This window comes from Parvimonas sp. D2 (assembly GCF_035282635.1).
In the GTDB taxonomy this organism is placed as follows: domain Bacteria; phylum Bacillota; class Clostridia; order Tissierellales; family Peptoniphilaceae; genus Parvimonas.
The window spans coordinates 1-26,126 of sequence record NZ_JAYKBO010000003.1 but is presented as its reverse complement, the minus strand read 5'-3'; the positions used below and the strand labels follow the sequence as shown (position 1 = coordinate 26,126).

28 protein-coding genes and 1 tRNA gene are annotated in these 26,126 nt (G+C 29.2%); all 29 read left to right on the top strand.

What is annotated here, in order from left to right; translation table 11 throughout:
• Nucleotides 1-80 precede the first annotated feature (80 nt).
• Nucleotides 81-365, top strand: a complete 285-nt coding sequence (gatC, locus tag VJI77_RS04310; RefSeq protein WP_009354885.1) for an Asp-tRNA(Asn)/Glu-tRNA(Gln) amidotransferase subunit GatC — start codon at nucleotides 81-83, stop codon at nucleotides 363-365.
• Nucleotides 365-1,771, top strand: coding sequence for an Asp-tRNA(Asn)/Glu-tRNA(Gln) amidotransferase subunit GatA (gene gatA / locus VJI77_RS04305; protein WP_323988406.1), 1,407 nt, complete (start codon nucleotides 365-367; stop codon nucleotides 1,769-1,771). Before gatC ends, gatA begins: the two co-directional genes overlap by 1 nt.
• Before the next feature lies 1 nt (nucleotide 1,772).
• On the top strand, nucleotides 1,773-3,200 hold the full coding sequence (gene gatB / locus VJI77_RS04300; RefSeq protein ID WP_323988404.1) for an Asp-tRNA(Asn)/Glu-tRNA(Gln) amidotransferase subunit GatB: 1,428 nt from the start codon (nucleotides 1,773-1,775) through the stop codon (nucleotides 3,198-3,200).
• Nucleotides 3,200-3,802, top strand: a complete 603-nt coding sequence (rdgB, locus tag VJI77_RS04295) for an RdgB/HAM1 family non-canonical purine NTP pyrophosphatase (RefSeq protein WP_323988403.1) — start codon at nucleotides 3,200-3,202, stop codon at nucleotides 3,800-3,802. Before gatB ends, rdgB begins: the two co-directional genes overlap by 1 nt.
• On the top strand, nucleotides 3,783-4,253 hold the full coding sequence (locus VJI77_RS04290) for a metallophosphoesterase family protein (RefSeq protein WP_323988402.1): 471 nt from the start codon (nucleotides 3,783-3,785) through the stop codon (nucleotides 4,251-4,253). The genes rdgB and VJI77_RS04290 overlap by 20 nt, the downstream gene beginning before the upstream one ends.
• A gap of 60 nt (nucleotides 4,254-4,313) precedes the next feature.
• Complete coding sequence (locus tag VJI77_RS04285; RefSeq protein ID WP_323988400.1) at nucleotides 4,314-5,345, top strand: S66 family peptidase; 1,032 nt, start codon at nucleotides 4,314-4,316, stop codon at nucleotides 5,343-5,345.
• Nucleotides 5,346-5,349: 4 nt separating this feature from the next.
• On the top strand, nucleotides 5,350-5,667 hold the full coding sequence (locus VJI77_RS04280) for a nitrous oxide-stimulated promoter family protein (RefSeq protein ID WP_323988398.1): 318 nt from the start codon (nucleotides 5,350-5,352) through the stop codon (nucleotides 5,665-5,667).
• A 417-nt stretch (nucleotides 5,668-6,084) separates the two neighbouring features.
• Entirely contained in the window at nucleotides 6,085-6,411 is a 327-nt protein-coding gene (locus VJI77_RS04275; protein ID WP_009355052.1) for a hypothetical protein, read from the top strand.
• Complete coding sequence (locus VJI77_RS04270) at nucleotides 6,398-8,341, top strand: V-type ATP synthase subunit I (protein WP_323988397.1); 1,944 nt, start codon at nucleotides 6,398-6,400, stop codon at nucleotides 8,339-8,341. Before VJI77_RS04275 ends, VJI77_RS04270 begins: the two co-directional genes overlap by 14 nt.
• A gap of 45 nt (nucleotides 8,342-8,386) precedes the next feature.
• Nucleotides 8,387-8,872 carry a V-type ATP synthase subunit K gene (locus VJI77_RS04265; RefSeq protein ID WP_009354363.1) on the top strand — a complete coding sequence of 162 codons (486 nt, stop codon included), beginning with the start codon at nucleotides 8,387-8,389 and terminating at the stop codon, nucleotides 8,870-8,872.
• A gap of 34 nt (nucleotides 8,873-8,906) precedes the next feature.
• Nucleotides 8,907-9,458 (top strand): V-type ATP synthase subunit E, encoded by a 552-nt coding sequence (locus VJI77_RS04260; protein ID WP_009355146.1) that lies wholly within the window; start codon nucleotides 8,907-8,909, stop codon nucleotides 9,456-9,458.
• Nucleotides 9,459-9,471: 13 nt separating this feature from the next.
• A complete protein-coding gene (locus VJI77_RS04255; RefSeq protein WP_313961229.1) occupies nucleotides 9,472-10,458 on the top strand; it encodes a V-type ATP synthase subunit C in 987 nt (328 codons plus the stop codon).
• Nucleotides 10,451-10,759, top strand: coding sequence for a V-type ATP synthase subunit F (locus VJI77_RS04250; RefSeq protein WP_004832801.1), 309 nt, complete (start codon nucleotides 10,451-10,453; stop codon nucleotides 10,757-10,759). The genes VJI77_RS04255 and VJI77_RS04250 overlap by 8 nt, the downstream gene beginning before the upstream one ends.
• A 16-nt stretch (nucleotides 10,760-10,775) precedes the next feature.
• Complete coding sequence (locus tag VJI77_RS04245) at nucleotides 10,776-12,545, top strand: V-type ATP synthase subunit A (protein WP_009354608.1); 1,770 nt, start codon at nucleotides 10,776-10,778, stop codon at nucleotides 12,543-12,545.
• On the top strand, nucleotides 12,538-13,914 hold the full coding sequence (locus VJI77_RS04240) for a V-type ATP synthase subunit B (RefSeq protein ID WP_041954576.1): 1,377 nt from the start codon (nucleotides 12,538-12,540) through the stop codon (nucleotides 13,912-13,914). Before VJI77_RS04245 ends, VJI77_RS04240 begins: the two co-directional genes overlap by 8 nt.
• 13 nt (nucleotides 13,915-13,927) lie before the next feature.
• Complete coding sequence (locus tag VJI77_RS04235; protein WP_004832806.1) at nucleotides 13,928-14,563, top strand: V-type ATP synthase subunit D; 636 nt, start codon at nucleotides 13,928-13,930, stop codon at nucleotides 14,561-14,563.
• 134 nt (nucleotides 14,564-14,697) lie between these two features.
• Complete coding sequence (locus VJI77_RS04230) at nucleotides 14,698-15,438, top strand: hypothetical protein (RefSeq protein WP_323988396.1); 741 nt, start codon at nucleotides 14,698-14,700, stop codon at nucleotides 15,436-15,438.
• Between the two features lie 620 nt (nucleotides 15,439-16,058).
• Nucleotides 16,059-16,379 carry a PadR family transcriptional regulator gene (locus tag VJI77_RS04225; protein ID WP_323988395.1) on the top strand — a complete coding sequence of 107 codons (321 nt, stop codon included), beginning with the start codon at nucleotides 16,059-16,061 and terminating at the stop codon, nucleotides 16,377-16,379.
• The gene (locus VJI77_RS04220) at nucleotides 16,372-16,986 is read left to right on the top strand and encodes a DUF1700 domain-containing protein (RefSeq protein ID WP_323988394.1); all 615 of its coding nucleotides are present in this window, start codon (nucleotides 16,372-16,374) and stop codon (nucleotides 16,984-16,986) included. The genes VJI77_RS04225 and VJI77_RS04220 overlap by 8 nt, the downstream gene beginning before the upstream one ends.
• Nucleotides 16,979-17,911, top strand: coding sequence for a DUF4097 family beta strand repeat-containing protein (locus tag VJI77_RS04215; protein ID WP_323988393.1), 933 nt, complete (start codon nucleotides 16,979-16,981; stop codon nucleotides 17,909-17,911). The genes VJI77_RS04220 and VJI77_RS04215 overlap by 8 nt, the downstream gene beginning before the upstream one ends.
• Before the next feature lie 151 nt (nucleotides 17,912-18,062).
• Nucleotides 18,063-18,365 (top strand): DUF1292 domain-containing protein, encoded by a 303-nt coding sequence (locus VJI77_RS04210; RefSeq protein ID WP_009354519.1) that lies wholly within the window; start codon nucleotides 18,063-18,065, stop codon nucleotides 18,363-18,365.
• Between the two features lie 56 nt (nucleotides 18,366-18,421).
• Complete coding sequence (locus tag VJI77_RS04205) at nucleotides 18,422-19,282, top strand: Cof-type HAD-IIB family hydrolase (protein WP_009354405.1); 861 nt, start codon at nucleotides 18,422-18,424, stop codon at nucleotides 19,280-19,282.
• Nucleotides 19,272-19,712, top strand: a complete 441-nt coding sequence (locus tag VJI77_RS04200) for a peroxiredoxin (protein WP_009354702.1) — start codon at nucleotides 19,272-19,274, stop codon at nucleotides 19,710-19,712. The genes VJI77_RS04205 and VJI77_RS04200 overlap by 11 nt, the downstream gene beginning before the upstream one ends.
• Nucleotides 19,712-20,659, top strand: coding sequence for a TIGR01212 family radical SAM protein (locus VJI77_RS04195; protein WP_323988392.1), 948 nt, complete (start codon nucleotides 19,712-19,714; stop codon nucleotides 20,657-20,659). Before VJI77_RS04200 ends, VJI77_RS04195 begins: the two co-directional genes overlap by 1 nt.
• Nucleotides 20,659-21,321, top strand: a complete 663-nt coding sequence (gene sdaAB, locus VJI77_RS04190; protein WP_293441099.1) for an L-serine ammonia-lyase, iron-sulfur-dependent subunit beta — start codon at nucleotides 20,659-20,661, stop codon at nucleotides 21,319-21,321. The genes VJI77_RS04195 and sdaAB overlap by 1 nt, the downstream gene beginning before the upstream one ends.
• Nucleotides 21,322-21,329: 8 nt before the next feature.
• Nucleotides 21,330-22,211 (top strand): L-serine ammonia-lyase, iron-sulfur-dependent, subunit alpha, encoded by an 882-nt coding sequence (sdaAA, locus tag VJI77_RS04185; RefSeq protein WP_293441101.1) that lies wholly within the window; start codon nucleotides 21,330-21,332, stop codon nucleotides 22,209-22,211.
• Nucleotides 22,212-22,237: 26 nt separating this feature from the next.
• Nucleotides 22,238-22,323: transfer RNA gene (locus VJI77_RS04180), tRNA-Leu, on the top strand.
• A gap of 248 nt (nucleotides 22,324-22,571) precedes the next feature.
• On the top strand, nucleotides 22,572-23,057 hold the full coding sequence (locus VJI77_RS04175) for a site-2 protease family protein (RefSeq protein ID WP_323988391.1): 486 nt from the start codon (nucleotides 22,572-22,574) through the stop codon (nucleotides 23,055-23,057).
• 343 nt (nucleotides 23,058-23,400) lie between these two features.
• A partial coding sequence (locus VJI77_RS04170) for a GbpC/Spa domain-containing protein (protein WP_323988390.1) occupies nucleotides 23,401-26,126 on the top strand: 2,726 nt, incomplete at its 3' end.

The window sequence follows — 26,126 nt, the reverse complement described above, 5'->3', positions numbered from 1 at the left end:
AAAGCGGCCTTTTTTTGTTTTTTTAATTAAAATATGTTAAAATTATACTTGATAATTAATATTTTAGATAGGAGATTTTTATGGTTAGTAAGGAAGAAGTAAAGAAAATTTATTATCTTGCAAACTTGAATGTAAAAGAAGAAGAACTCGATTCCATTGCTAAAAAGTTTGACGATGTTTTAGTTTTTGCCAATGAAATTATGGAACTTGATACTTCAGATTGTGAAGCACTAGAAATTGTTGTTGAACATAACAGTCCTTTGAGAGAAGATGTTGTTGAAGAAAGTATTTCAAGGGAAGATGCACTTTTGAATGCAAGTGACAAAGAGTATGGATATTTTAGATTACAAAGGGTTGTGAAATAATGGATATTTTAAGTATAAGAGAAGATTTTATCAGTGGTAAGGTGGATTTGATTTCATTTTATACTGATGTTATAAAGAGAATTGAAGATAAAAAAGATTTGAATATTTTTCTTGATTTTTCTAAAGAAAAAATTATGGAAAGAGTTGAATTTTTAAATAATAAATTAAAAAATAAAGAAAAATTGGGCTCTCTTTTTGGAGTTTCAGTTTCCGTTAAAGATAATATTTTAGTTAAAGGATATAAAAATACTTGTGGTTCAAAAATTTTGGAAAATTATTCTCCAATTTTTAATGCTACAATTATTGATAGACTTTTGGAAGAAGACGCTGTTATTCTAGGAAAAGTTAATATGGATGAATTTGCAATGGGTGGTTCAGGCGAGACTTCTTATTTTGGAGCAACAAAAAATCCACTTGACGAAAGTTTAATTCCCGGTGGTTCATCCTCAGGTTCTGCAAGTAGTGTAAGTGCTGACCTTGCTATGATTAGTTTGGGATCCGATACAGGCGGTTCTGTTAGAAATCCTGCATCTTTTTGTGCTTGTGTAGGATATAAACCTACTTATGGAATGATTTCAAGATATGGAGTTGTTTCTATGGCAAGTAGTTTAGATCAAGTAGGAATTTTATCAAGTGATGTTAAATCAATTTTGCCTGTTTTAAATACAATTGGCGGTTTGGATAAAATGGATGCAGTTACAATGAGAGATGCTTTAGATATTAAAGAAGATAAAGATTTTTCTTTAAAGGGTATTAAAATTGCAACAGTTTCTAATATTGAAAATTATGAAATTGATGAAATTATTTTAAAAGATTATAAAAAGGCGATTGAAAATTTAAAAAATCAAGGAGCTATAATTGAAGAAGTAGACTTTAAATATATTAAACATTCTACAAATGTGTATAATGTTATTATGAGTTCTGAAGTTTCAAGTAATATGTCAAGATTTGACGGTATCAGATATGGATATAGAACTGAAAATTACGACTCAACAAGAGAACTTTTTACAAATACTAGAAGTGAAGGTTTTGGAGAAGAAGTTCAAAGAAGAATTGCAATGGGAACTTTCTATCTTGCAAGCTCAAACAATCAAATTCTTTATAAAAAAGGCTTGGAAGTTAGAGATTTGATAAGTAAAGAAGTTAATAAAGTACTTGCAGAATATGATTTTATTTTAACTCCTACAACAACTTGTCTGCCAAGCAAGATTGGAGCTGAAAAGGATAATGCTTTAAAATCTTATGCTGGTGATACTTTTAATGTACCTGTGAATTTTGCAGGGCTTCCAGCTATATCAATTCCTTTAAATCTTAAAAAAATTGGTGGAAGTGTTCAATTTATAGGTAAGAGATTTGATGATGAAAGATTATTAAATCTTGCAATGAATTTTGAAAGGGGGCTTTAATATGAGTTTAAAAACAATAATAGGACTTGAAATTCACGTTGAGTTACAAACTGATACAAAAATGTTCTGTGGTTGTAAAAATGAATATGGTTGTCCTCCAAATACTAATGTTTGTCCAATTTGTTTAGGACATCCAGGAACTCTTCCAAGAATAAATAAAAGAGCGATTGAATATGCAATAATGGCAGGTAATGCTTTTAATTGTGAAATTTCTATGGACATGAAAATGGATAGAAAAAAATATTTTTATCCAGACTTGGTTAAGGGTTATCAAATAACTCAAGAGAGAACTCCTATCTGTAAAAATGGATATATAGAAATTGAAACTGAAAATGGAGTGAAGAAACTTAGATTACAAAGAATTCATATTGAAGAAGATACAGGAAAGTCAATTCATAATGAAAATGGACATACTCTAATGGACTATAACAGAGCGGGAGTTCCATTAATTGAAATTGTATCTGAACCTGATATGAACAGTCCTGAAGAGGCTATTGCCTTTTTGACAAATTTAAAAGAAACTATAAAATATCTTGGAATTTCAGATGTTAAAATGGAAGAAGGCTCACTTCGTTGTGATGTAAACTTAAATGTTGTTGATGAAGAAAGTGGATTTAAGACAAAAATTACTGAAATTAAAAATCTAAATTCATTTAAGGCTGCACTTCGTGCTATGGAATATGAACAAAAAAGACATATAGAAAATGTTAAGAATAATATTGTTGGTGAAAAAGAGACAAGACGTTGGGATGAATCAAAGCTTGAAACTATAATTATGCGTCATAAAGAAGAGGGAAATGATTATAGATTTAGTGTTGAGCCTGATATTCCATATATCAAACTTGAAAAAGACTTTGTTGAAGCCATTAATGAAAAAATGCCAGAGCTTCCAAAGAATAAGAAAAATAGATTTTTAAATGAATACAAACTTTCAGAATATGATGCAAATGTATTAACTCAAAATAAATATTTATCTGAATATTTTGAAAGAGTAGTTAAAAAAGTTGATGATGCAACTCTTGTTTCAAACTGGTTGCTTTCTGATGTTTTAAGAAGAGTTAAAGATTTGGAAATCGAATTTGAAGAAATTCCTTTAAATATTGAATCTTTTGCAAGTCTTTTAAAATTGGTTAAAGAAAATAAGATAAATGCAAATGTCGGAAAAAAACTTCTTAGAGAATTATTTGAAAAAGGAGACTTTGATCCACTAAAAGTTGTTGAAGAAAGAGGATTAATTCAAATTTCAGATGATGGTGCATTGATTGAAATAGTTGAAGAAGTTCTAAAAAATAATCCATCTTCAATAGAGGACTATAAAAATGGAAAAGACAGAGCATTAGGATTTTTGATGGGACAATGTATGAAGGCTTCAAAAGGCAAGGGTAATCCGCAAAAATTCAATGAATTGATTTTAGAAAGGTTAGTTTAATGAAAAAGGTAGCTCTATCTACGGATAACAAAAATAAAGTCAAGGAAATGCTTGCGATTTTAAGTAAATATGATTTTGAAATAGTAACAAAAAGCGAATTAGGTGTAAATGAAGAATTTGAAGAAATTTATGATACACTTGAGGAAAATTCAAAACTAAAAGCTGAAAAACTAAGAGAATATTGTCCTTTTGCCGTTTTAGCAGACGATACGGGACTTTTTGTAAATGCTTTAAATGGAGAACCAGGAGTGCTATCTGCAAGATATGCAGGAGAACATGGAAATAGTGAAGCAAATAGAGAGAAGCTTTTAAGAAATCTTGAAGGAAAGTCCGATAGAAGCGCATATTTTAAAACAGTAATTGTCTTTGTTGATGAAAATGGAAAAGAATTTATTGCAAAGGGAATTTTAAAAGGAACTATTTCAGAAGTTGAAAGAGGAGAAAACGGCTTTGGATATGACAAGATTTTTATTCCTGAAAATATGGAAAAGACTTTGGCTGAAATCAGTTCCGAAGAAAAAAATAAATTTAGTCATAGAAAAAGAGCATTAGAAGATTTAAAAAATATTTTAGGTGATAGATATGATAGTAGCAATTGTTAGTGATACTCATGGAATTGTACTTCCTGTAGCATACAGTTTACAAAGAAATAAGGTTGATATAGTTCTTCATCTTGGAGATGATGCAGAAGATGCAAAGAAAATAGAACAGATAACTGGAATGGAGATTTATGCAGTTTCAGGAAATTGTGATAAAAATTCAAAAGATATTCCAGAAGAATTAGTTTTAGAAATTAGAAGAAAAAAATTCTTTTTAACTCATGGGCATAATTATGATGTTGACAATGGAATTGATAAAATAGTTGAAAAAGCTAAAGAAGTTGGGGCGGATTATGCTCTTTTCGGACATACTCATGTTCATTTAAGAGAAAGAGTTGATGGAATAACTGTTTTAAATCCCGGTAGTACAACTCTTCCAAGACAAGGAGATACAAAGGGATATTATATCGTAAACTTAATTGAAAAAAGTGTAAATAGAATAAATTTAAAATAATCGGCTTTATAACCGACCATTTGGTCGGTTCTTTAGCTGATTTTTTCTATGGAGGAATATATGAAAGTAAGAAAAATAGGAATAGTAAGTTTATCCAGTGGTGTATTGGGAGAAGATTTTGTTGCTCATGAAGTTAAAATTGGAATTGAAAGACTAAAAGAATATGGAATTGAAGTTGAATTTTTACCTAATTCAAAAAAGGGTATTGAATTTATAAAAAATAATCCTAAAGAAAGGGCGAAAGATTTAATAAAAGCTTTTAAAGATGATTCAATAGATATGATATTATGTGCGATAGGTGGAGATGATACTTATAGATTATTGCCTTATTTGTTTGAAAATAATGAATTAGAAAAAGTAGCAAAGCAAAAGATATTTTTAGGCTTTTCAGATACTACAATTAATCATTTAATGCTCAATAAAGTAGGAATAAAAACATTCTATGGACAGGCATTTTTACCCGATGTTTGTGAATTGTCAAATGAAATGCTACAATATTCAAAGCATTTTTTTGAAGAATTGATTAATAACGGGAAAATTAAAGAAATTTATCCTAGCGATGTTTGGTATAACGAGAGGGAAGATTTTAGTGAAAAAAGTATTGGAATTTCTATGGAAGAACATCATAATAGAGGATTTGAATTATTAAGAGGAAATGCAAAATTTGAAGGTAAAATATTGGGAGGATGCATAAATACTTTATTTGATATTTTTGATAACACAAGATATGAAGATACAGTATATCTATGTAAAAAATATGAATTATTTCCAAGTTTAGACGAGTGGAAAAATAAAATCTTGCTTCTTGAAACTAGCGAAGAAAGGCCTAAACCTGAGTTATTTAGAAAGATGATTGTTAAACTTCAAGAATATGAAATATTTGATGTTATTTCAGGTTTGATTATAGGAAAACCACAAAACGAAGAATATTATGAAGAGTATAAACAAATTCTTCTTGATGAAATAAAAAATCAAGATTTGTCAATTGTATATAATATAAATGTTGGACATAGTACTCCAAGATGTATCATTCCTTTTGGAGTAAATGCAAAAGTTGATGTCGAAAGGCAAATTATAGAATTTGAAGAATAAAGATATGGAAAAAAGTATTGAAAAGAAAAGAGATAGAGAGAAAAAAGTAATAACTGAAATGGTGAAATTGTATTGCAAAAAGAATCATAAAAATCAAGACCTTTGTGATGAATGTAAGGAGATTTTAGATTATTCTTTAAAAAGAATTGATAATTGTAAATATATGGATACGAAAACTTTTTGTTCAAATTGTAAAAATCCATGTTATAGTCCAAAAATGAAAGAAAAAATAAAACAAATCATGAAATTTTCAGGACCTAGAATTCTATTTCATCATCCATTATTAGTTATTTCTCATATGTTAAGTAGATCAAAAAAATAGAGATTTTATATTGTTATAAATAAAAAATTTTTATGCTGAAAAAGAAAATGAAATTCTGTCGTAAAAGTTATCGTTTTTCTTGAAATTTGAGCATTTATTTAACATATTTCTTTTATAATTATCATTGACTTTAATTGATTTTTATAATATATTTAATCTAGTAAATTAAAGCGAATTTTTTTATAAATTAGGAAGGTTTTTTATAAAAAAAGTGCTTGAAAAAATGAAAAAAAAAGTTTATAATAATCTTACGATTAAAATGGGGGAGATTTTTTTGTTTTTGAAAATGTCGTTACTTTATTTTAACGTAATAGAAAACTTAGTGTTTTAAATTACATAAATTTTATACATTTATCATGAAAATGTTATTTTGTAAATTTTAATTTAAAATTCTATTTAAAATTAGGAGGTGATGAAATGACTACTGATGCTATAAACAGAGTTAAAGAGGCAGAATTGGAAGCAAAATCTTTAGTTGATGCAGCTAAACTTGAAGCTACGAATTTGAAAAAAACTTCAGGAAAAGAATGTACTGAAATTTCTGATAAAGTTATAAGTGAAGCGAATAAAAAAGCTGATGAAATCAAATTCGGATTAATCAATGAAGGTGAAATGTTGGCAAAACCTGTTATTGAAAAAGCTAAAAGAGAAGTTGAGCATATTAAATCTGTTGACGATAAAAAGTTAGAATCTGTGGTTAATTCAATAGTAGAGAGGATTGTGAGTGTAAATGGCAATAGTTAAGATGAAGAAATTCACTTTATTTGCTTTTGAAGCCGAAAGAAAGCGATTGTTAGAAGAACTTCAAAGATTTGGTTATGTAAACTTTTCAAAATCTGACTCTATTGAACAATTTGATTATCTTAAAGATGTGGAAGTATCTACTATAGATAATAATTATATTGAAGAATCCACAAGAATTAAATGGATGATTGATTATGTGGGGAGATTTGTCGAAAAGGAAAAAGGTTTATCCGCTTTGAAAAAAGGTCCCGTTGTTTATACATTTAGTGAACTTGAAAAAGAAGCTAGTTCTTATGATTACATTCCAGATTTTAATATTTTGAGTGAAATAAGTAAAAAGGTAGATTCAAATAATCAAAGATTAACAGTTATAGATAATACAATTAAAGAATTATCACCATGGAAATCTATTAAAGAACCTATTGACGACTTGAATTCATTTAAAAAATCAAAATTCATTATGGGATATTTACCGACTAAGAATCTTGAAAAATTTAAGACATCTACTGTAGATTTGAAATTTACTTATTTTGAAGAAGTAGATATAGTAGGGAAAAATTCATATTGTATTATCTTCACTAATGAGTTAGAAAAAGAAATGGCTCTTGAAAACTTAAGATTAAATGGTTTTTCTGAAGTTAATCTTGAATTTAAAGGTGTTGTTTCTGAAGAGATTGAGAAGTTGGAAGCTGAGAAGAAAATATTAGAAGATGATAATTCTAAGCTGACTGAGGAAATTAAAAAATTTACTGTTAATATTCAAAAGATGCAAAGTGTTTATGAGTATTATCAAAATTTAGCTCTTAGAAATACAGTTGTTTCTAATTTTAAAGCTACGGATAAGCTAGACATTATTCAAGGCTATATACCGGCAGATAAAGAAACAAATTTTAAAGCTTTACTTGAAAAAGTTTCTGCATCAAAGATATATTTGGAAATTGAAGATGCAAAAAAGGATGATCCTAATGTTCCTATTATCCTAAAGAATAATAAGATAGCATCACTTTTTGAATCAGTTACAAATATGTATGCTCTTCCAAAGTATGATGAAGTAGATCCAACATTTATATTATCAATATTTTATTGGATTTTCTTCGGAATGATGGTTGCAGACTTTGCTTATGGATTAATTTTATGTATAGGCTCAGGAATAGCTTTAAAAGTATTCAAATTTAAAGATTCAACAAAAAAATTCTTAAAATTTTTCTTTGCACTTAGTTTTTCAACTATGATATGGGGATTGATTTACGGATCAGCTTTCGGAGATTTGATTACTTTACCAACTCAAATACTGGACTCATCAAAAGATTTTATGAAAGTTTTGATGTTGTCTTTAGCATTTGGTGGAGTACATTTAGCTTTTGGCTTAGGAATGAAAGCTTATGTTTTAATAAAGAACGGAAAGCCTATGGATGCATTCTACGATGTATTCCTTTGGTACTTAACTTTAACAACTGTTATTTTAGTTATTGTTGGGAAGGTAGTAACTTTGCCAAGTATTGTAAATACAATAGCATTTTATGGAATGATAGTTGGTATGTTAGGAATCATAGCTTTTGGAGCTAGAGATTCAAAAAGTATCGCTGGAAGAATTGCTGGTGGATTGTATTCACTTTATGGAATAACATCTTATATAGGAGATTTTGTTTCATACCTTAGACTTATGGCTCTTGGACTTGCAGGTGGGTTTATTGCAGTAGCAATCAATATAATTGTAAAAATGCTTGTAAGTGGAGGAATTGTAGGAATAATTTTCGGAGTAATAATTTTTATATTTGCTCAAATGTTTAATATATTCTTAAGTTTCTTATCAGCTTATGTTCATACTTCAAGACTTATGTATGTAGAATTCTTTAGTAAATTCTATGAAGGTGGCGGAAAGGCATTTAAGAAATTTAGAAGTGATAACAAATATATAGAAGTAAAATAAATCTAAAATAAAAAATAAAAAAACAAACGAAAAGGAGATTTTGTAATGAAAGATTTTATGGCTGTATTAGCACAAAATGGTGGAGTTGTATTTGGTATATTAGGGGCAGCTCTTGCTGTATTATTAGCAGGAATTGGCTCTGCAAGAGGTGTTCAAATGGCAGGGGAAGCTGCTGCTGGATTAGTTATTGATGAACCTGAAAAATTTGGTAAAGCGATGGTATTACAATTATTACCAGGTACACAAGGTCTTTACGGATTCGTAATTGGTCTTTTCATAATGTTCAAATTAAGAGTTGATATGAGCTTAGTTGAAGGTTTATATTATGTTATGGTTTCTCTACCTGTTGGTATTGTAGGATTAAAATCAGCTTACTATCAAGCAAGAGTTGCCGTTGCTGGTATTAATATCTTAGCTAAAAACGAAGAACATCAAACTAAAGGTATTATCCTTGCAGTAATGGTTGAAACTTACGCTATCTTAGCATTTGCAATGTCATTCTTATTACTTTCAAGCATTTCATTCAGTTAATAAGCATTAAATAATTTAAAAAGGATGTGATTGAATGTCTAATTTGGACAATATTATAGATGAAATCCTTCAAGATGCTAAAAATGAATCTAAAAAAATAGTAGAAGATGCTAAAAGTGAAGTTGCGGATCTTGTTGGAAAAACAGAAAGTGAAGCTCAAAAAGATGCTGATAAGATCATTGAAAAGGCAAAAGTAGAGGGCGCACAATCAAAAGATAGAATAATTTCAAACTCAAGTTTAACAGCAAGAGATATGATTTTAGTTGCAAAACAAGAAATGATAAATAAAGTTTTTGAACTAACTAAAGAAAAATTAAAAACATTAAATCATGAAGATTATTTAAAATTTGTTGAAAATTCACTAAAGATTTTAGATGTTAAAGAAGATAGTGAAATTATTCTTACTGAAAGTGAAAAGAAACTTGCAGGAGAAAAACTATTTGGAATTAAAGTAGCAGATGAAACTGTTGAAAGTGGATTTTCATTAAAGAATGGAAAAATAATATTAAATAATGAATTTTCAAGTCTAATAGATTTACAAAAGGAAGACTTAGAGAAAGAAGTAGCGATTAGATTATTTAGTTAATAGGAGGTGTATTATGGATAGAGAAGATTTTATCCAATCAAGTGTTAGAATTCGTTATGCTGAGAAAAAACTCCTTACTAAACAACAACTTCAAAGGCTGGCGGATGCAAAAAGTCTTGAAGATGCTATTAAGCTACTTAATGAAACTTCTTATTCAAGCGAAATTTCTAAGTTGGATAGGCCTGAAAATTATGAAGAAGTTTTATCCGATGTTTTAAACAAAACATACAGAGATGTTATGGAAATTTCTCCTGATAAGTCTTTGGTTGAGATACTTTCTTGCAAATATAATTATCATAATCTAAAAGTTTTGGTAAAAGAACATATTTTAAAAGAAAAGTTTGACTCAATGTATTGTATGTTAGATGAAAGTAGTATTGAAACATTCAGAGAATTAGCCTTAAAAAATGATGAGGGATTGTCAAAAGATTTTAAGGAATGTTTAGAATTTTATGATAAAACAAAAGACCCTCAAGATATTGACATTTTTATAGATAAAAAGTACTTTGAAAAAGTTTTGAGCTTAGCGGAAGAATTTAAACTTGATATGATTTCTGAATATTTTAGAGCAATGATTGATTTTATTAATCTGAGAACTTTTATAAGATGTAGAAAACAAAATCAAGTAAAAGAAACTTTGGAAAAAGTTTTAATAAAAGGTGGAGATATCGAAACTGAAAGGATTTTAGATATGTTCTACGATGATATAGAAGTTTTACCAATTAAGCTTAAGTCATATAAGATTGGTAGAGTTCTAGCAAAAATAGTAGATGAATATAGGAATACTAGTTCTCTTAATAGTTTTGAAAAAAATATGGATGATTATTTAATTGAAATAGTAAGAAAAACTAAATCAATCCACTATGGAGCTGAAGTTATTTTTAGTTTTCTTTTTGCTAAAGAATTGGAAATTAAAAATTTAAGACTTATTTTAGTAGGAAAAGTCAATGGTTTATCTCCTGAATTTATAAAGGAAAGGTTGCGTGAAGTTTATGTATAAAATAGCTGTAATTGGCGATAAGGATTCTGTTCTTGCCTTTAGAGCTCTTGGAGTTCATGTTTTTACTGCAATCGAAGGCAATGATGCCAGAAGAATTATTGACAAACTAGCAAAAGAAGGATATGGGATTATTTATATTACTGAGCAATTGGCAAAAGATATTCCCGAAACTATTCAAAGATATAACAATGAAGTTATTCCAGCAGTAATTTTAATACCTAGCAACAGGGGTAGTTTGAATATAGGCTTAGAAAATATCAACAAGAATGTTGAAAAAGCTGTTGGATCAAATATATTATAGAAAGCGAGGGCTTATATTGAAAGTCGGTAAAGTTATTAAAGTTTCCGGACCTCTTGTAGTAGCAGAAGGAATGGAAGACGCGAACGTATATGATGTTGTTGAAGTTTCTGATAATAAGCTCATTGGAGAAATTATAGAAATGAGAGGTGATAGAGCCTCAATTCAAGTTTATGAAGAAACTACAGGTATTGGACCTGGAGATGATGTTTATTCAACAGGTAGTCCACTTTCTATTGAACTTGGACCTGGAATGTTAGAACAAATGTTTGACGGTATACAAAGACCTCTTGAAGCTTTACAAGCGAAAGCAGGAGATTTCCTTTTAAGAGGAGTAAGTGTATCACCTTTAGATAGAGAAAAAAGATGGGATTTTGTTCCAACAGTAAATGTTGGTGATGAAGTTTCAGAAGGAAATATAATCGGAACAGTTCAAGAAACAACAGTTGTTTCACATAAGATTATGGTTCCTCCAGCTGTAAGTGGTAAAATTGTTGAAATTTTACCTGGTTATCATACAGTTGATGAAATAATTTGTAAAATAGAAACTGATGATGGAATTAAAGAATTAAATATGATTCAAAAATGGCCAGTACGTCGTGGCCGTCCATATTCAAGAAAATTGGATCCAATTAGACCACTTGTAACAGGTCAAAGAATCATTGATACATTTTTCCCAGTTGCAAAAGGTGGAGCTGCAGCGATTCCAGGACCTTTTGGTTCAGGAAAAACAGTAGTTCAACACCAACTTGCTAAATGGGCAGATGCAGAAATTGTAGTTTATGTAGGTTGTGGAGAACGTGGAAACGAAATGACAGATGTTCTTATGGAATTCCCTGAAATTTTAGACCCTAAGACTGGTCAATCACTTATGAAAAGAACAGTTCTTATAGCTAATACTTCAAATATGCCGGTTGCTGCTCGTGAAGCTTCAATCTATACAGGTATTACTATCGGAGAATACTTTAGAGACATGGGATATTCAGTTGCACTTATGGCTGACTCAACTTCTCGTTGGGCAGAAGCACTTCGTGAAATGTCCGGTCGTCTTGAAGAAATGCCTGGTGATGAAGGATATCCAGCATATCTTGCATCCAGAGTTGCAGACTTCTATGAAAGAGCTGGTTATGTAAAATGTCTAGGTGAAGATAGAGAAGGTGCTTTAACAGTAATTGGTGCAGTTTCTCCTCCTGGTGGAGATATTTCTGAACCAGTTTCACAAGCTACTCTTAGAATTGTAAAAGTATTCTGGGGACTTGACTATGCATTATCTTATAGAAGACATTTCCCTGCTATTAACTGGTTGAATTCTTATTCATTATATCAAGATAAGATGGATAAATTTATGGATGAAAGTATTGATAGAAAATTCTCTGCACATAGAATACAATCAATGGCACTTTTACAAGAAGAATCAAATTTGCAAGAAGTTGTTCGTCTTGTAGGTAGAGATTCACTTTCAGAAACGGATCAATTAAAGCTAGAAGTTGCTAAGTCTTTAAGAGAAGACTTCTTACAACAAAATGCTTTCCACGAAGTTGATACTTATTGTTCTCTTCCAAAACAATTCAAAATGTTAAATCTTATTTTAGGTTTCTATGATGAAGCAAAAAAAGCTTTAGATGCAGGAGTATATCTTGATGAAATTTTGAAGATTGAATCTCGTGAAGGAATAACAAGAAGTAAAAATATTTCTGAAAATGAATTGGAAAAGTTTGATGAATTATTCGAAACAGTTAAAGCTGACATAGAAAAATTAATAAGCGAAGGAGGTAACTCTAATGCTTAAAGAGTATAAGACAGTAAAAGAAGTAGTAGGACCTTTGATGGTTGTTGAAGGTGTTGAAGGTGTTAAATACGAAGAATTAGTTGAAGTTAGAGTTCAAAACGGAGAAAAGAGAAGAGGGAAAGTTCTTGAAATTGATGGGGACAAAGCAATGGTTCAATTGTTTGAAGGTTCAGCAGGAATTAACTTAAGAGATACATCTTGTAGATTTTTAGGTCATCCTCTTGAACTTGGAGTTTCTGAAGATATGATAGGAAGAATTTTCGACGGCCTTGGTAATCCTATCGATAAGGGGCCAAAAATTATTCCTGAAATGAAGATTGATATTAACGGATCTCCAATCAATCCTGTATCAAGAGATTATCCTTCAGAATTTATTCAAACAGGTATTTCTACAATAGATGGACTTAATACATTAGTTAGAGGACAAAAATTACCTATATTCTCAGGTTCAGGTCTTCCACATAACAATGTAGCTGCGCAAATTGCCAGACAAGCAAAAGTACTTGGTAGTGGAGAAAAATTTGCCGTAGTATTTGGAGCGATGGGAATTACTTTTGAAGAAGCTCAATTTTTCATTGACGACTTTACAAAAACTGGTGCGATAGATAGAGCAGTATTATTCATGAACCTTGCAAATGACCCTGCAATCGAAAGAATTGCAACACCTCGTATGGCTCTTACTTGTGCAGAATATTTAGCATTTGAAAAGGGAATGCATGTTTTGGTAATCTTAACTGACCTTACAAATTATGCGGAAGCACTTCGTGAAGTATCTGCAGCAAGAAAAGAAGTTCCGGGACGTCGTGGCTATCCGGGATATCTATATACTGACCTTTCAACAATTTATGAAAGAGCAGGAAGACTTAAAGGTAGACCGGGATCCATTACACAAATTCCTATTTTAACAATGCCGGAAGATGACATCACCCATCCAATACCTGACCTTACAGGATATATAACAGAAGGACAAATTATTCTTTCAAGGGAATTATATAAACAAGGTATTCAACCTCCAATTTTTGTAATTCCTTCATTATCAAGACTTAAGGATAAAGGTATCGGTAAAGGAAAGACAAGAGAAGATCATGCAGATACAATGAACCAAATCTATGCTGGTTATGCATCAGGTAGAGAGGCTCGTGAATTGGCAGTAATCTTGGGTGAATCAGCATTGTCAGAAGCAGATAAGGCTTTTGCAAAATTCGCAGACGCTTTTGATAAGAAATATGTTGACCAAGGATATGATACTAACAGAACGATAGAAGAAACTTTAAACTTAGGTTGGGAATTATTAAGTATAGTTCCAAGAACAGAACTTAAGAGAATTAGAGAGGAATATATTGATAAATATTTAGGAAAGACAGAATAAAGGGGAGATATAGATGGCAAAGCTAAATGTAAATCCTACACGTATGGCTCTTTCTAATCTCAAAGGAAGACTTGTAACTGCTAAAAGAGGTCATAAACTTCTTAAAGATAAACAAGATGAACTTATGAGAAGATTTATTGAAATGATTAGAAAAAACAAAAAACTTCGTCTTGAAGTTGAAGAAGAACTCTCAAACTCATTTAAATCTTTTCTTTTAGCGAGTGCTGTTATGAGTCCTGAATTTTTGGAACAAGCTGTGGCGTTTCCAAAAGAACAGGTATCCGTTGCCATTGAAACAAAAAATGTAATGAGTGTAAATATTCCTAAAATGAAATTTGACAGAACAGAATCAAGTGGAGCAATATTCCCTTATGGTTATGCTCAAACTTCTTCTGAACTTGACGATGCGATTTTAGAATTACATTCAGTAATGGATAAGCTATTAGAACTTGCAGAAGTTGAAAAAGCTTGTCAATTAATGGCAGATGAAATTGAAAAGACTCGTAGAAGGGTAAATGCTCTTGAGTATAGAACAATTCCTGATTTGGAAGAAACAATTAAATTCATTAGAATGAAATTAGATGAAAATGAAAGGGCTACTATTACAAGACTTATGAAAGTTAAGGATATAATAGCTAAACAAGTATAAAAAATGCTGTTGCAAATTGCAACAGCTTTTTTAGTATCCATTTTATACAATTACTTGCAAAAGTTTTTATATAATAGTATAATAAAATAGTATAATGAATGCAATTATATAATTTATTTTTAAGGAGGGATATTATGGATAATTTAAAAAATGATGATTTTGAAACTAAGGAAAACTTAGAAGAAAAACATGAAGAAAATCCAGTTGAAGAAATTAAAGAACAAGAAACTATTAAAGAATCTGTTGAAGTAAATGACGCTGAAGAAAAAGTTGTTGAAGAAAAAATAGAAGAAGAAAAGATTGTTGAAGAAAAAACTGTTGAAAGTAATGCTAATTCTAATGAAGGTGAAGAATCTCAAGTTGATGTGAAAGAAAGCTTTGACAAGTTTATTTCTAAAAAGAATTTGTTAGAATATATAATGTGTGGTATTTCAGTAGTTTTTGTACTTGATTTACTTTATATGGTTATAAAACTTATAAGTGTAGGTAGTCTTGGTAGAGGAGGAAGTAGTACAGAAAATTATTTATCTGGAATAACAAAAGCTGCTTCTAAGTATTCAAGTTTAAGAACAGTTGCTAATCTTAGAGATTTTTCTCACTTCTTAGTTTTCTTATCAATTGTATTAATTCTTGTTATGATTTATAAAAGTATTGTTCTTGATAAGAAGAATGACTTCTTTAAACTTACTAAGAATTTATACTTTATAGGTGCAAATGTTGTTGTTGTAGTAGCTGGATTGCTTTTAAAGTCAGCTTTAAGACATTTATCAACAGTAATGCTATATATATCTATTCTTGTTTATTTAGCAGCAATTGCAGGATTTGGATATATAGTTTATATTCTTTATCTAAGAATGTTTAAAAGTAAAAAATAATTAATTAAAAAAATATTTTGTTTTTAGTTTATAATTCTATTATTTAAAAGAGTTTATCAGATTTATATTTGATAAACTTTTTTATTGCAAAGCATCGTGGAGTTGTGGGGTTCTTATTGATAATGTTAAAATAAACAATTTTTTCCCGATTTCCTATAAAAAATTAAAAGTTATCCCACATTTTTATAAAAGTTATCCACAAAATAAAGGTCAAAATATCCACTTATCCACAAGTTATTCAACTTATCCACAATTTTATAAAAAGCTCTTTTCTTTTTTAATTATCATTTGATGTCTCATAATAACATTTTTCAGTAATAAATCTTCCAGTTATAAAAGAATACAAATAATATTATTCAAAAATATCTTTTCACTACAATTGTAATAAAATTGATATTTTAGAATTCTATTTTTTACAATAAGAACCCCACCCTTCCACGATGCTATGCATCGGGAGGGTAGCCGGGAACCTTGTTGTTTCACAATAAAAAATTGTTAATAAAAAATTTTTAAAAATGTATTTACAAAATATTTTTTTTATGATAATATATAAATAAATTATATATATAAATTTTATATATATAAAAATTATATATTAATAATTTAAATCGAGGTGAAATATGTATTATCCAATTTCAGCATTGTTAATTGAGTGTTTAATTTTATCAATTATAGATGTTAAAGATTCTTATGGTTATGAAATTAGTCAGAGCGTCAAAAAAATTTCAGATATAAAGGAATCAACTCTTTATCCAATTTTAAAAAAATTGGAGCAAAATGAGTTTTTGACAACATATGACGGAGAGTTTAACGGAAGAAAGAGAAAATATTATAGAATTACATCGAGTGGAAAAACACAACTTAAGTTTTTAAAGTCAGAGTGGATTGGTTATAGAGATGAAATTGACAAAATAATTATAGGAGGATTGTCTGATGAATAGAGAAGAATATCTTAGAGAGCTTTCAAAATATTTGAAAAAATTACCCAAAAAAGATTATGATGATACTATGAATTATTTTGAAGAATATTTTGATGAAGTTGGTGTTGAAGGAGAACAAGATTTAATTAGAGAATTAGGATCTCCAAGCGTTGCTGCAAGTGAAATTCTATCAAAATTATTGAATGAAAATATTTCAAAGGGAGAAAGTAAGGATAAATTTTTTCACTTTGGAGAAAATAGAATCTCAAGAACTTTTTTAATTGCAGTTCTCTGCATTTTTGCGGCTCCTATAGGCATTCCTCTTACAATTGCCGCAATTGCAATAACTTTTTCGTTTTTTATAGTTTGTATATCACTAGTTTTAGCTTCTTTTTCTTTTGCTTTTGCGGGGATATTGATAACAATTAAGCTAGCTGTTGTAGGAATAATTACAATTTTTAGTTCATCTGTTTCTGGAGGAATAATTTTACTTGGTAGTGGTTTGATTGTTTTGGGAATAACTGGATTGTTGTTTATTGCTGGGAAATTCACAGTTGATTTTTTGATTTATTTATTTAAGAAGTCTATTTCTTTTATTTCAAGAAAAAGAGGTGAGATATATGAATAAAAAAGTATTTAAATTTTCTATTTTAATGCTAATTTTAGGTTTTGTATTTTTGTTTTCAGGAATGCAAACAGGAGGGTTAGGTTATTTGGCAGACGCAGATATAGATAGCTATAATATGTATAAGAATAAAAAAATAAATAAATATACTAAAGATTTAGATAAAATTTCTTCTGTTGAAGTCGAGTTTTTTAATTCTAATTTTGAAATTAGAAAATCAGAAAATGGGAAAAATTATGTTGAGTATTTATATGAAAATGAAGAAGATTATAGTATTAAATTAGATGACGAGAAATTATTTATTCAAAGTTTACAAAAAGAGAAATCTTTTTCTTTTGGTATTAAACTTAATCTAAATGTTTTTAAAAATTTTCTGATTAATGGAAAAGTTTCTGATAACTCTTTTATTCTATATCTTTCAGAAAGTGAATTGGAAAATTTAAGTTTTAGTAATTTTAGTGGAAAAGTGGATATTTCTGATGTCAATTTTAGAAATATAAGACTTAATTTAAAAAGTGGAACTTGTAAGTTAAAAAATTTAAAGACAGAAAATATAGAATTATTAAATTCAGCTGGGAATATTTATTTGGATAATGTAAATAATTCTAATTATTTTACTTCTGAGAACAAAGCGGGTAATATTGAGTTTACAAATTCTAAATTTCATTTATGTAAAGTTGAGCAGAAAGCTGGAAATGTAAATTTTTCAAATGTTGAAATATCTCAATTTTTAAAGGTTGAAAATAAGGCTGGAAATATAAAATGTTCTTTAGTGTATAATGAAAATGTAAATTATGATTTGGATTTAGAGTCAAAGGTAGGGAATATATCAGTAGATAAAGATTTTAATAAAAATAGATCTGGAGTTAACTCTGTAAAGATTAGTTTAAAATCAAAAGCTGGAAATGTAAGATTAGAGAGAAATTAATGAAAAATTTTTAAAATTTTAATTAAAAGCTATGCTTTTTCTTAAAAATGTGGTATCATTATTGTAGATATATATTTCATAATTTTGTGAGAAATATATTTTATCAATTTAAAATTTAAGATTTTAAAAAATTTTAAGGAGGACATACAAAATGGAAGAAAACAAAGGCTGTGGATGTGGCTGTGGTTGCGGTTGCGAAGAAGAAATGGAAGCTGAGTTATTAGTTTTTGAAAATGAAGATGGAAAAGAAGAAACTTTTGAAGTTATAGGAGTTTTTGAAGTTGAAGAAAAAGAATATATGGCTCTTCAAAGTCAAGAAGACGGAAGTATATTACTTTGCAAATATATAGAAAAAGAAGACGGAGAATATGAAGTTGAAGAAATCGAAGATGATGAAGAATTCAATAAGGTTTCTGATGCATTTGACGCTTTAGTTGAAGAAGACGACGAATAGGATTAAAGTCTATAAGGTGCCGTTATCGGCACTTTATTTTTTTGAAAGAGGTGTTTATGTTAAAAGCAGTTTGTTTAGATTTAGATGGAACTTTGTTAGATGATGACAAAAAAATATCTCCTCGTAGTTTTACTTTATTGGACAATTTAATAGGAAATGGTATTGAGGTTGTGATTGCTACAGGTAGACATTTTTATATGGCATCAGGCTTTTTACAACCTTTAAAAAGAGATATAATGGTCTGTGCAAATAATGGAGCAATGAGTAGATTTAAGGAATCCAGTAAATTAGTAAATGTTGAATATGTAAATAATTCTAAGTTTTTGGAAGTTTATAATAAGGCTCTAGATTGTGGAATGAATCCTTATGTTTATGTAGATTCTTTTGTCGATGGTTATCATCTTGCGATTAAAGATGGGCAACCTAAGAAAAGTCATTTTGAAGAAAATATTGTAGATAAAAAGATTGCCACAGATAGTATTAGGTATTTCAGCCAAGTTGATATGAAATCTTTAGAAACTGTTTTATGTATAGCTTTCTTGGATCAAAAAGAAAAGATTGATGAATTTTATGGATTATTTAAAGATGAAAATAGTTTGGTTAAAAATAGGTATATGATTCCAAATGGAAAAAAAGTTTTGGAATTTCAATCTGAAAAAGCTGATAAATGGGTTGCTATAACTAATTATCTTAAGAGTAAGAATATTGAACTTTCAGATGTAGTATCTTTCGGTGATGAATTTAATGATAAATCAATGATTAAAAATTCAGGAATTGGTTTTGCAATGAAAAATGGAATTGATGAACTAAAATCTTTGACAAATAATGTTACTGAATTTACAAACAACGAGGATGGGGTATATTTCGAGTTGAAGAAATTATTTAAGGATGTTATAGGAGAAAAAAATGGCTTGTAATTTAAAGTTTAATGGAATAAATGGTGAATTTTCTTTAGATAAGTTTAAAGGAAAGAAGATAGTATTATATTTTTATCCAAAGGATAATACTTCAGGTTGTACTTTGGAAGCTATTCAATTTAGCGAACTTAAAGATGAATTTGAAAAGTTAAATGCAGTTGTTATTGGAGTTAGTAAAGATTCTCTTGCTAGCCACAAGAAATTTATTGAAAAACATAATTTAACTGTTGAATTGGTTTCTGATGAAGATATTTCTATACAAGAGTATTTTGATGTTTGGAAACTAAAGAAAATGTGTGGTAAGGAGTATATGGGAACTGTTAGATCTACATTTATTTTGGATGACAAGGGAAATATTTTAAAAGAATTTAGAAATGTAAAAGCTAAAGACCATGCAATAAAAGTTTTAGAAGCATTGAAGGAATTATAATGTTAGAGGAAGATTTTTACAGAACCTATTCAAAATATCTTAAAGATATTTATGGAGAAAAAGTTTATAAACTACCTGTTAAATTGAATTTGAGCTGTCCAAATAGAGATGGTAACATTGCAACAGGTGGTTGTATTTTTTGTGGAGAAGAAGGCGGTTCTTTTGAAAATTGTAATATTTCCATGTCAGTAGAAGAACAAGTTTTGAGAAATAAGTCTTATATTTCAAAAAAGTATAATGCAAAAAAATTTATTGTCTATTTTCAAAATTTTACTAACACATATCTTGGAATGGAAGATTTTAAAAAGATGATTGAAGATAGTATTGTTGATGAGGACATAATTGGGATTTCTCTGTCAACAAGACCAGACTGTATTTTAGAAGAGCAATTGTTATTTTTAAAGAATTTTCAAAAGAACAGAAATTTAGAGATAGACTTTGAATTGGGATTACAGACTGTAAATTATAGAACTTTGATAAAACTCAACAGAGGTCATACTTTGGCTGAATTTATAAATGCTGTTAATTTAATTCATAAATTTGGGTTTAGAGTTTGTACTCATATCATCGTTGGACTTCCTTGGGATGATGAATTGGATATGGTAGAGTCTGCAAAAATTTTATCTGCTCTAAAAGTTGAAGAGGTAAAATTACATTCACTCTATATTGTAAAAAATACAGTTTTAGGAGAAATGTATTCAAAAGGTGAAATAGAATTAATAAGTAAGGAAAAATTTATTGACTTAGTTATTTCTTTTTTAAGAAATTTAGATAAAAAAATAGTTTTACAAAGACTGCTTGGTCGTGTTCCTGAAGAAAACAGTTTATTTTGTAATTGGAATACGAGTTGGTGGAAAATTAGAGATGAAATTTTAGAAAAAATGGAGAAAAATAATTTTAGACAAGGAGACTTGTTTAATAATTTTGAAGGAGTTGTGAAAAAATAATGAAAAACTATGGACTTTTTGACGTTATTGGTCCTATAATGATTGGGCCTTCAAGTTCTCATACTGCAGGAGCTTGTAGGCTTGGACGAATTTCGAAAATTATTTATGCAAGAGATATAAAGAAAGTAATTTTTCATTTACATGGTAGTTTTAAAAACACATATCAAGGTCATGGAACTGATAGAGCTTTGGTAGGTGGAATACTAGGTTATGATACTGATGATGAAAGAATAAGAGATTCTTTAAATATTGCTAAAAGTAGAGGTATAGATTTTTCCTTTGTTCCTATGGACTTGTTATTTGCACATCCAAATACAGTTAAAACTGAATTTATTGATCCAAATGGAGAGAGCTTTTATGTAATAGGATCTTCTATTGGTGGTGGAGCCATTGAAATTACAAATATTAATGGGGTTGACGTTAAATTTGGGGGAGTTTATAACACAATAATCCTTAAATATAATGATAGATATGGAATGATTGCACAAGTTAGTACAATTTTAGCTGAAAATAAGATAAACATAGGTAGTTTAGTTATGAATAGAGAAGAGGGAGTTGCATCAGCAATTATGGAAATTGATGGTGGAATTGATGAAATGGCTATTTATAGAATAAGTAAGCTACCAGATATGTTGGAATGTATGATTTTAAAACCATTATAGGAGGTTATATGATTTCTTCAGGAGCACAATTATTACGATTATGTAAAGAAAAAAACAAAAAAATTAGTGAAATTGCATTAGAACATCAACTAGAAGAAATGGGTATAACAGAGGAAGAACTTTTAGAGATGCTTAGGGAAACTTATGAAGTAATGAAAGCTTCAGCATCTGATGTTATAACGAATGATAAAATCAATCCATTCAAAATAACTGGGGGAAATGCAAAGAAAATTTTAAGATATGCACAAAGTGGAAAAAGTATTTTAGGAGAGTCTATGGTTACAGCAATTGCTAGAGGTTTTTCAACTTCAGAAGTAAATGCAGGAATGGGAAAAATTGTTGCAGCACCAACTGCTGGTGGAGCAGGAATTTTACCAGGAAGTCTTTCTTGGATACAAGATAAATATAATTTTACTGATGATGAAATGTTAATGGCACTTTTAGTTTCTGGAACAATTGGGAGAATTATTGCAACAAATGCAACAATCTCTGGAGCTGAAGGTGGGTGTCAAGCTGAATGTGGTGCAGCAGCGGCAATGAGTGCAGCTGCAATAGTTGAATTGCATGGTGGAACTCCAGAACAATCTTTGACAGCTTCATCCTTTGCAATGCTTTCTGTATTGGGATTGGTTTGTGATCCAGTAGCAGGGCTTGTAGAATTTCCTTGTGCATTAAGAAATGGAACAGGAACTATTAATGCTCTTGTTGCAAGTGATATTGCACTTGCTGGGGTTGAATGTATAGTGCCTTTTGATGAGGTAGTCCAAGCAATGTATGAAGTTGGAAATGCATTACCTGAAACGTTGAGAGAGACAGCTTTAGGCGGATGTGCAGCTTGTCCATCAGCAAAAAAAATGGAATGTAAAGTATTTCCGAATAGATTAGGTTAGTAACGGGCTTTTTAAGTCCGAATTATGCAGAAATGGTGGAACTGGTAGACACGCTATCTTGAGGGGGTAGTGAGCAAAGCTTGTGAGGGTTCGAATCCCTTTTTCTGCACCAACTCCGTTAGTTTTACTAGCGGAGTTTTTTTGTGGGTAATAATTTTTAAAAGAAATAGTCTATTTTTAATATATTTAATTGTATAAATTAAGAAGTCAAAAAAATTATTGACATAAAAAATGTATTTGATACAATATACTTATAGATAAAAGCATTACATTTTAAATATAATAAAAAGGTTTTCTTATAATGCTAGACATAATAATATTTATATTATTGAGATGCTTATTTTATATAAGGAGAATATCATGGATGTACTAATGTTTATAATTAAATGGATATTAATGATACCATTTATGTGGGGGCTATTATTTATATCAATATTTTTTCATGAGATGGGTCATTTGATAATGTATCTTATATTTTATCGTGAGAATAATTGGAGAATTGAGATTGGATCAAAAGGGAAAAAATCACTTGAAATTGGAAGATTTACAATTTATCCAAAAATGCTAACTGGTCATATTTATTACAATTATAAAAAATATAATAAACTTAATTCAATTATGGTTAGTGCTGGAGGACCTTTGGTAAACTTAATTTTAATTATTTTCATAATTATATATCTATTTAACTTTTGTACTGACAAGACTGGATTATTATATTGGTGTATCTGCTTCTTATTTTATTCTAATTTAGCTCAATTTTTATGTACAATTATACCAATTAAAATTAAAGATTATATAAGTGATGGATGGAGAATTATAGATGATTTAAGAGGAGATTATGAATAATATTAAAATATATAATTGGAATAATCTTAAGTAAAAAAGAGTTACTTTGAATTAAATAATTTTTAATTTTTAGCGCAAAATACAGTAATTAAAATATAATATATTCAAATTCTGATGTAAAATTAATTGCATTATGACAAAAAAATTAAACATTTGTTGAAAAAAATTATGGACTTAAATTAAAAAATATGATAAAATATAGTGAAAAGATTTCTTTAAAAATATGATTTTTAAAAATATTAGAAAAATAGGAATATTAATTTTTTGGAGGACTTTTGTATTCTAATATTAAATTTTTTTGATGTAAAAAATTAATATTTGTTATTGAAAGGAGAAATGGATAGTGAAGAAAAGGGAAATCATTAATAAATTGGTATCTATACTTACTATATTCGCATTGCTTATGCCAATTGCATCTCAAGTTCATGCAGCTGATCCAGATAAGGGTTTAGAAATAAATGCTGATCATACTGAATTGGATAAAGCTGTAAAAGAACTTAAGGATTTGGGAGTAAATCCTACACAGACTCCTACTGAAGAAAAGGGAACTGTGAAGACAAAAGCAGATGTAGATGCTAAAGTGGCTGAAGTTAAGGCTGATTATGCTCAACAAATACAAGAGCTAAAAAAAGCTAAAGAAGCAATTGAAAAATGTAACAAAGATACTCAAGCTTATGAGGCAGAAAAGAAGAAATATGACGAAGCCTTAGAAAGATATAACAAATCGAAGGAACAATATGATAAGGATTTAGAGGCTTATAACAAGTCAATGGAAGAGTTGAAAAAGCATAATAAGGAAGATGGTTATTTATCTCAACCAGTATCTCAAAACTTAAAGTTTTCTTCTGAGCCTCAAGCTAAGATGAGTATTTCAGGATCAAAGGTATATTCACAAAGTGAATTTGACTCTACTGTTAGATCTTGGGGATATAAAGAAGGACATTGGGGATATGCGTATTTTGATGCATTAAATAAAGGACTTAAAGGTACTTCAACTCCTTTAGTTGCTGGTGATTCCAGAGTGATTTTGGAAAAGGGAAAACCTGTAACAGTAACTTATACTAATCTTCAAAAATCTTATATGAATGGTGTAAAAATTACAAAGGCTGTATTTACTTATACTTTGAAATCAACATCACCATTACCAAATAAAGTTCCTGTTATTATCAAACAAGATCCTACTGCAACAATTTGGTACACAGACTTTTTTGGGAATACTACTATTGGGGTTAATTTTCAACTATTTGATGAAAATGATAAACCTGTAGATTTAACAGGCGGATTATTGAGTTTTGCATCTCTTAATAAGGGACATACTCCAAAAGTTTTACCAAATTATAAAAATGCTATTGAAAAAGTTGGAAATTTCAATGGAGAATTACTAGAAATAAATGGTTCTAGTATTAAAAATCATAGTGGCTCTGCTTATGCTAATACTAGTAATGCAAATATAGAAGATGGCTCTAAGTATACAACTGGTCAATGGGATACTGAAACTTCTAAACTTAGTTGGTATGGAGCAATTGTTGGAAGGGCAAAAGGTAAGACAGTTAATTATGAAATGTCATCTAATTATTGTGGTAATATTTGGTTTGCTCTTAACTCAAAAATTAAAGCTAAAGGTATTCCAATAAAACCAATGGAACCTACAAAACCAACACCTCCAACTGAACCAAAATGTCCAAAAGTAGAAGCTAAATATCATTATGATGTATTTTTCTATCAACCACCGGTTGAAAAGAAAGTTCTTAATCAAAGTGATGCTGATATAAATAATAAAACTGTTGCTACAAATTCTGTTGTTAAATTTGTATTAAATGTTGCAAATTTACCAGCTGGACATAAAAAGCTTGAATCACTTTCATTTAAGGATAAGCTTCCATCAGGATATGAAGTTGATTTAGATGGTACAAAACAAGCAAGTTCTAACTATGATGTAAATTATGATAAGGACACTAATGAAATTACATTTACTGCAAAAGCAGAATATTTAAATACAATTAATGCTGATTTAAATAAAGAAATAAAAATATCTGCTCCTATTATTACTGGTAAAGTAACAAAAGAAGGAACAAAATATGATAATGATTTTGATTTGACTATAAATAATGATTATACTGTTAAATCTAAACCAGTTACTGTTTATACTCCAACTGAACCTAAAAAAGATGTTTTTAAAGGTAGTGATACTACTAGTATTGACGGTAAGATTGTAGAAGCAGGAGATGAATTGCGTTATGATATTACTTATAAGAATACTACAGGAACAAAACAAACTGTAACAATAACTGATAAAATTCCAGAACATACAACATTTGTTTCTGCAGATAATGATGGTGTAGAAAACGGTGGAGTAATAACATGGGTTAAGGAAGTTGAAAATGGAGCTTCTCTAACAGTTAGTTTTAAAGTAAAAGTTAATGACGATGTTAATGGTAATCCAATAGACAACATATCTCATGTTAAAGATGGATTTAATGAAACTGATACAAACAAGACTCACAATCCAACATCAACAAAACCAGTAAAAGACGTTTTTGATAGTAAAGATGATAAAACAAGTATCGATGGTAAAGAAGTAAAAGCAGGTCAAGAACTACTTTATAAGGTTACTTACAAAAATACTACAGGAACAAAACAAACTGTAACTATTACTGATAAGATTCCAGAACATACAACATTTGTTTCTGCAGATAATGATGGTGTAGATAATGGTGGAACTATTAAATGGGTTAAAGATGTAGAAAATGGTGATTCTTTAACAGTTACATTCAAGGTAAAAGTTGATGAAAATGTAAATGGTGAAAAGATTCTTAATAAAGCAAATGTGGTTGATGGACATAATGATTATGATACAAATGAAACAACAAACCCAACACCTACAAAGCCAGTAAAAAATGTTTTTGACAGTAAAGACGATAAGACAAGTATCGATGGTAAAGAAGTAAAGGCTGGTCAAGAACTACTTTACAAGGTTACTTACAAGAATACTACTGGAAAAGAACAAAAGGTTGTAATAAAGGATAAGATTCCAAAACATACAACTTATGTTAAAGACTCCGCTGATAA

Excerpts from the sequence above, each read along its gene's own strand:
- rdgB (WP_323988403.1), top strand. The coding sequence starts at position 3,200 with ATGAAAAAGGTAGCTCTATCTACGGATAACAAAAATAAAGTCAAGGAA.
- VJI77_RS04210 (WP_009354519.1), top strand. The coding sequence starts at position 18,063 with ATGGAAGAAAACAAAGGCTGTGGATGTGGCTGTGGTTGCGGTTGCGAA.
- sdaAB (WP_293441099.1), top strand. The coding sequence starts at position 20,659 with ATGAAAAACTATGGACTTTTTGACGTTATTGGTCCTATAATGATTGGG.
- VJI77_RS04225 (WP_323988395.1), top strand. The coding sequence starts at position 16,059 with ATGTATTATCCAATTTCAGCATTGTTAATTGAGTGTTTAATTTTATCA.
- VJI77_RS04175 (WP_323988391.1), top strand. The coding sequence starts at position 22,572 with ATGGATGTACTAATGTTTATAATTAAATGGATATTAATGATACCATTT.
- VJI77_RS04205 (WP_009354405.1), top strand. The coding sequence starts at position 18,422 with ATGTTAAAAGCAGTTTGTTTAGATTTAGATGGAACTTTGTTAGATGAT.
- sdaAA (WP_293441101.1), top strand. The coding sequence starts at position 21,330 with ATGATTTCTTCAGGAGCACAATTATTACGATTATGTAAAGAAAAAAAC.
- VJI77_RS04290 (WP_323988402.1), top strand. The coding sequence starts at position 3,783 with ATGATAGTAGCAATTGTTAGTGATACTCATGGAATTGTACTTCCTGTA.
- gatC (WP_009354885.1), top strand. The coding sequence starts at position 81 with ATGGTTAGTAAGGAAGAAGTAAAGAAAATTTATTATCTTGCAAACTTG.
- VJI77_RS04275 (WP_009355052.1), top strand. The coding sequence starts at position 6,085 with ATGACTACTGATGCTATAAACAGAGTTAAAGAGGCAGAATTGGAAGCA.
- VJI77_RS04265 (WP_009354363.1), top strand. The coding sequence starts at position 8,387 with ATGAAAGATTTTATGGCTGTATTAGCACAAAATGGTGGAGTTGTATTT.
- VJI77_RS04285 (WP_323988400.1), top strand. The coding sequence starts at position 4,314 with ATGAAAGTAAGAAAAATAGGAATAGTAAGTTTATCCAGTGGTGTATTG.
- VJI77_RS04250 (WP_004832801.1), top strand. The coding sequence starts at position 10,451 with ATGTATAAAATAGCTGTAATTGGCGATAAGGATTCTGTTCTTGCCTTT.
- VJI77_RS04230 (WP_323988396.1), top strand. The coding sequence starts at position 14,698 with ATGGATAATTTAAAAAATGATGATTTTGAAACTAAGGAAAACTTAGAA.
- VJI77_RS04195 (WP_323988392.1), top strand. The coding sequence starts at position 19,712 with ATGTTAGAGGAAGATTTTTACAGAACCTATTCAAAATATCTTAAAGAT.
- VJI77_RS04280 (WP_323988398.1), top strand. The coding sequence starts at position 5,350 with ATGGAAAAAAGTATTGAAAAGAAAAGAGATAGAGAGAAAAAAGTAATA.
- VJI77_RS04200 (WP_009354702.1), top strand. The coding sequence starts at position 19,272 with ATGGCTTGTAATTTAAAGTTTAATGGAATAAATGGTGAATTTTCTTTA.
- gatA (WP_323988406.1), top strand. The coding sequence starts at position 365 with ATGGATATTTTAAGTATAAGAGAAGATTTTATCAGTGGTAAGGTGGAT.
- VJI77_RS04255 (WP_313961229.1), top strand. The coding sequence starts at position 9,472 with ATGGATAGAGAAGATTTTATCCAATCAAGTGTTAGAATTCGTTATGCT.
- VJI77_RS04240 (WP_041954576.1), top strand. The coding sequence starts at position 12,538 with ATGCTTAAAGAGTATAAGACAGTAAAAGAAGTAGTAGGACCTTTGATG.
- gatB (WP_323988404.1), top strand. The coding sequence starts at position 1,773 with ATGAGTTTAAAAACAATAATAGGACTTGAAATTCACGTTGAGTTACAA.
- VJI77_RS04270 (WP_323988397.1), top strand. The coding sequence starts at position 6,398 with ATGGCAATAGTTAAGATGAAGAAATTCACTTTATTTGCTTTTGAAGCC.
- VJI77_RS04260 (WP_009355146.1), top strand. The coding sequence starts at position 8,907 with ATGTCTAATTTGGACAATATTATAGATGAAATCCTTCAAGATGCTAAA.
- VJI77_RS04220 (WP_323988394.1), top strand. The coding sequence starts at position 16,372 with ATGAATAGAGAAGAATATCTTAGAGAGCTTTCAAAATATTTGAAAAAA.
- VJI77_RS04235 (WP_004832806.1), top strand. The coding sequence starts at position 13,928 with ATGGCAAAGCTAAATGTAAATCCTACACGTATGGCTCTTTCTAATCTC.
- VJI77_RS04215 (WP_323988393.1), top strand. The coding sequence starts at position 16,979 with ATGAATAAAAAAGTATTTAAATTTTCTATTTTAATGCTAATTTTAGGT.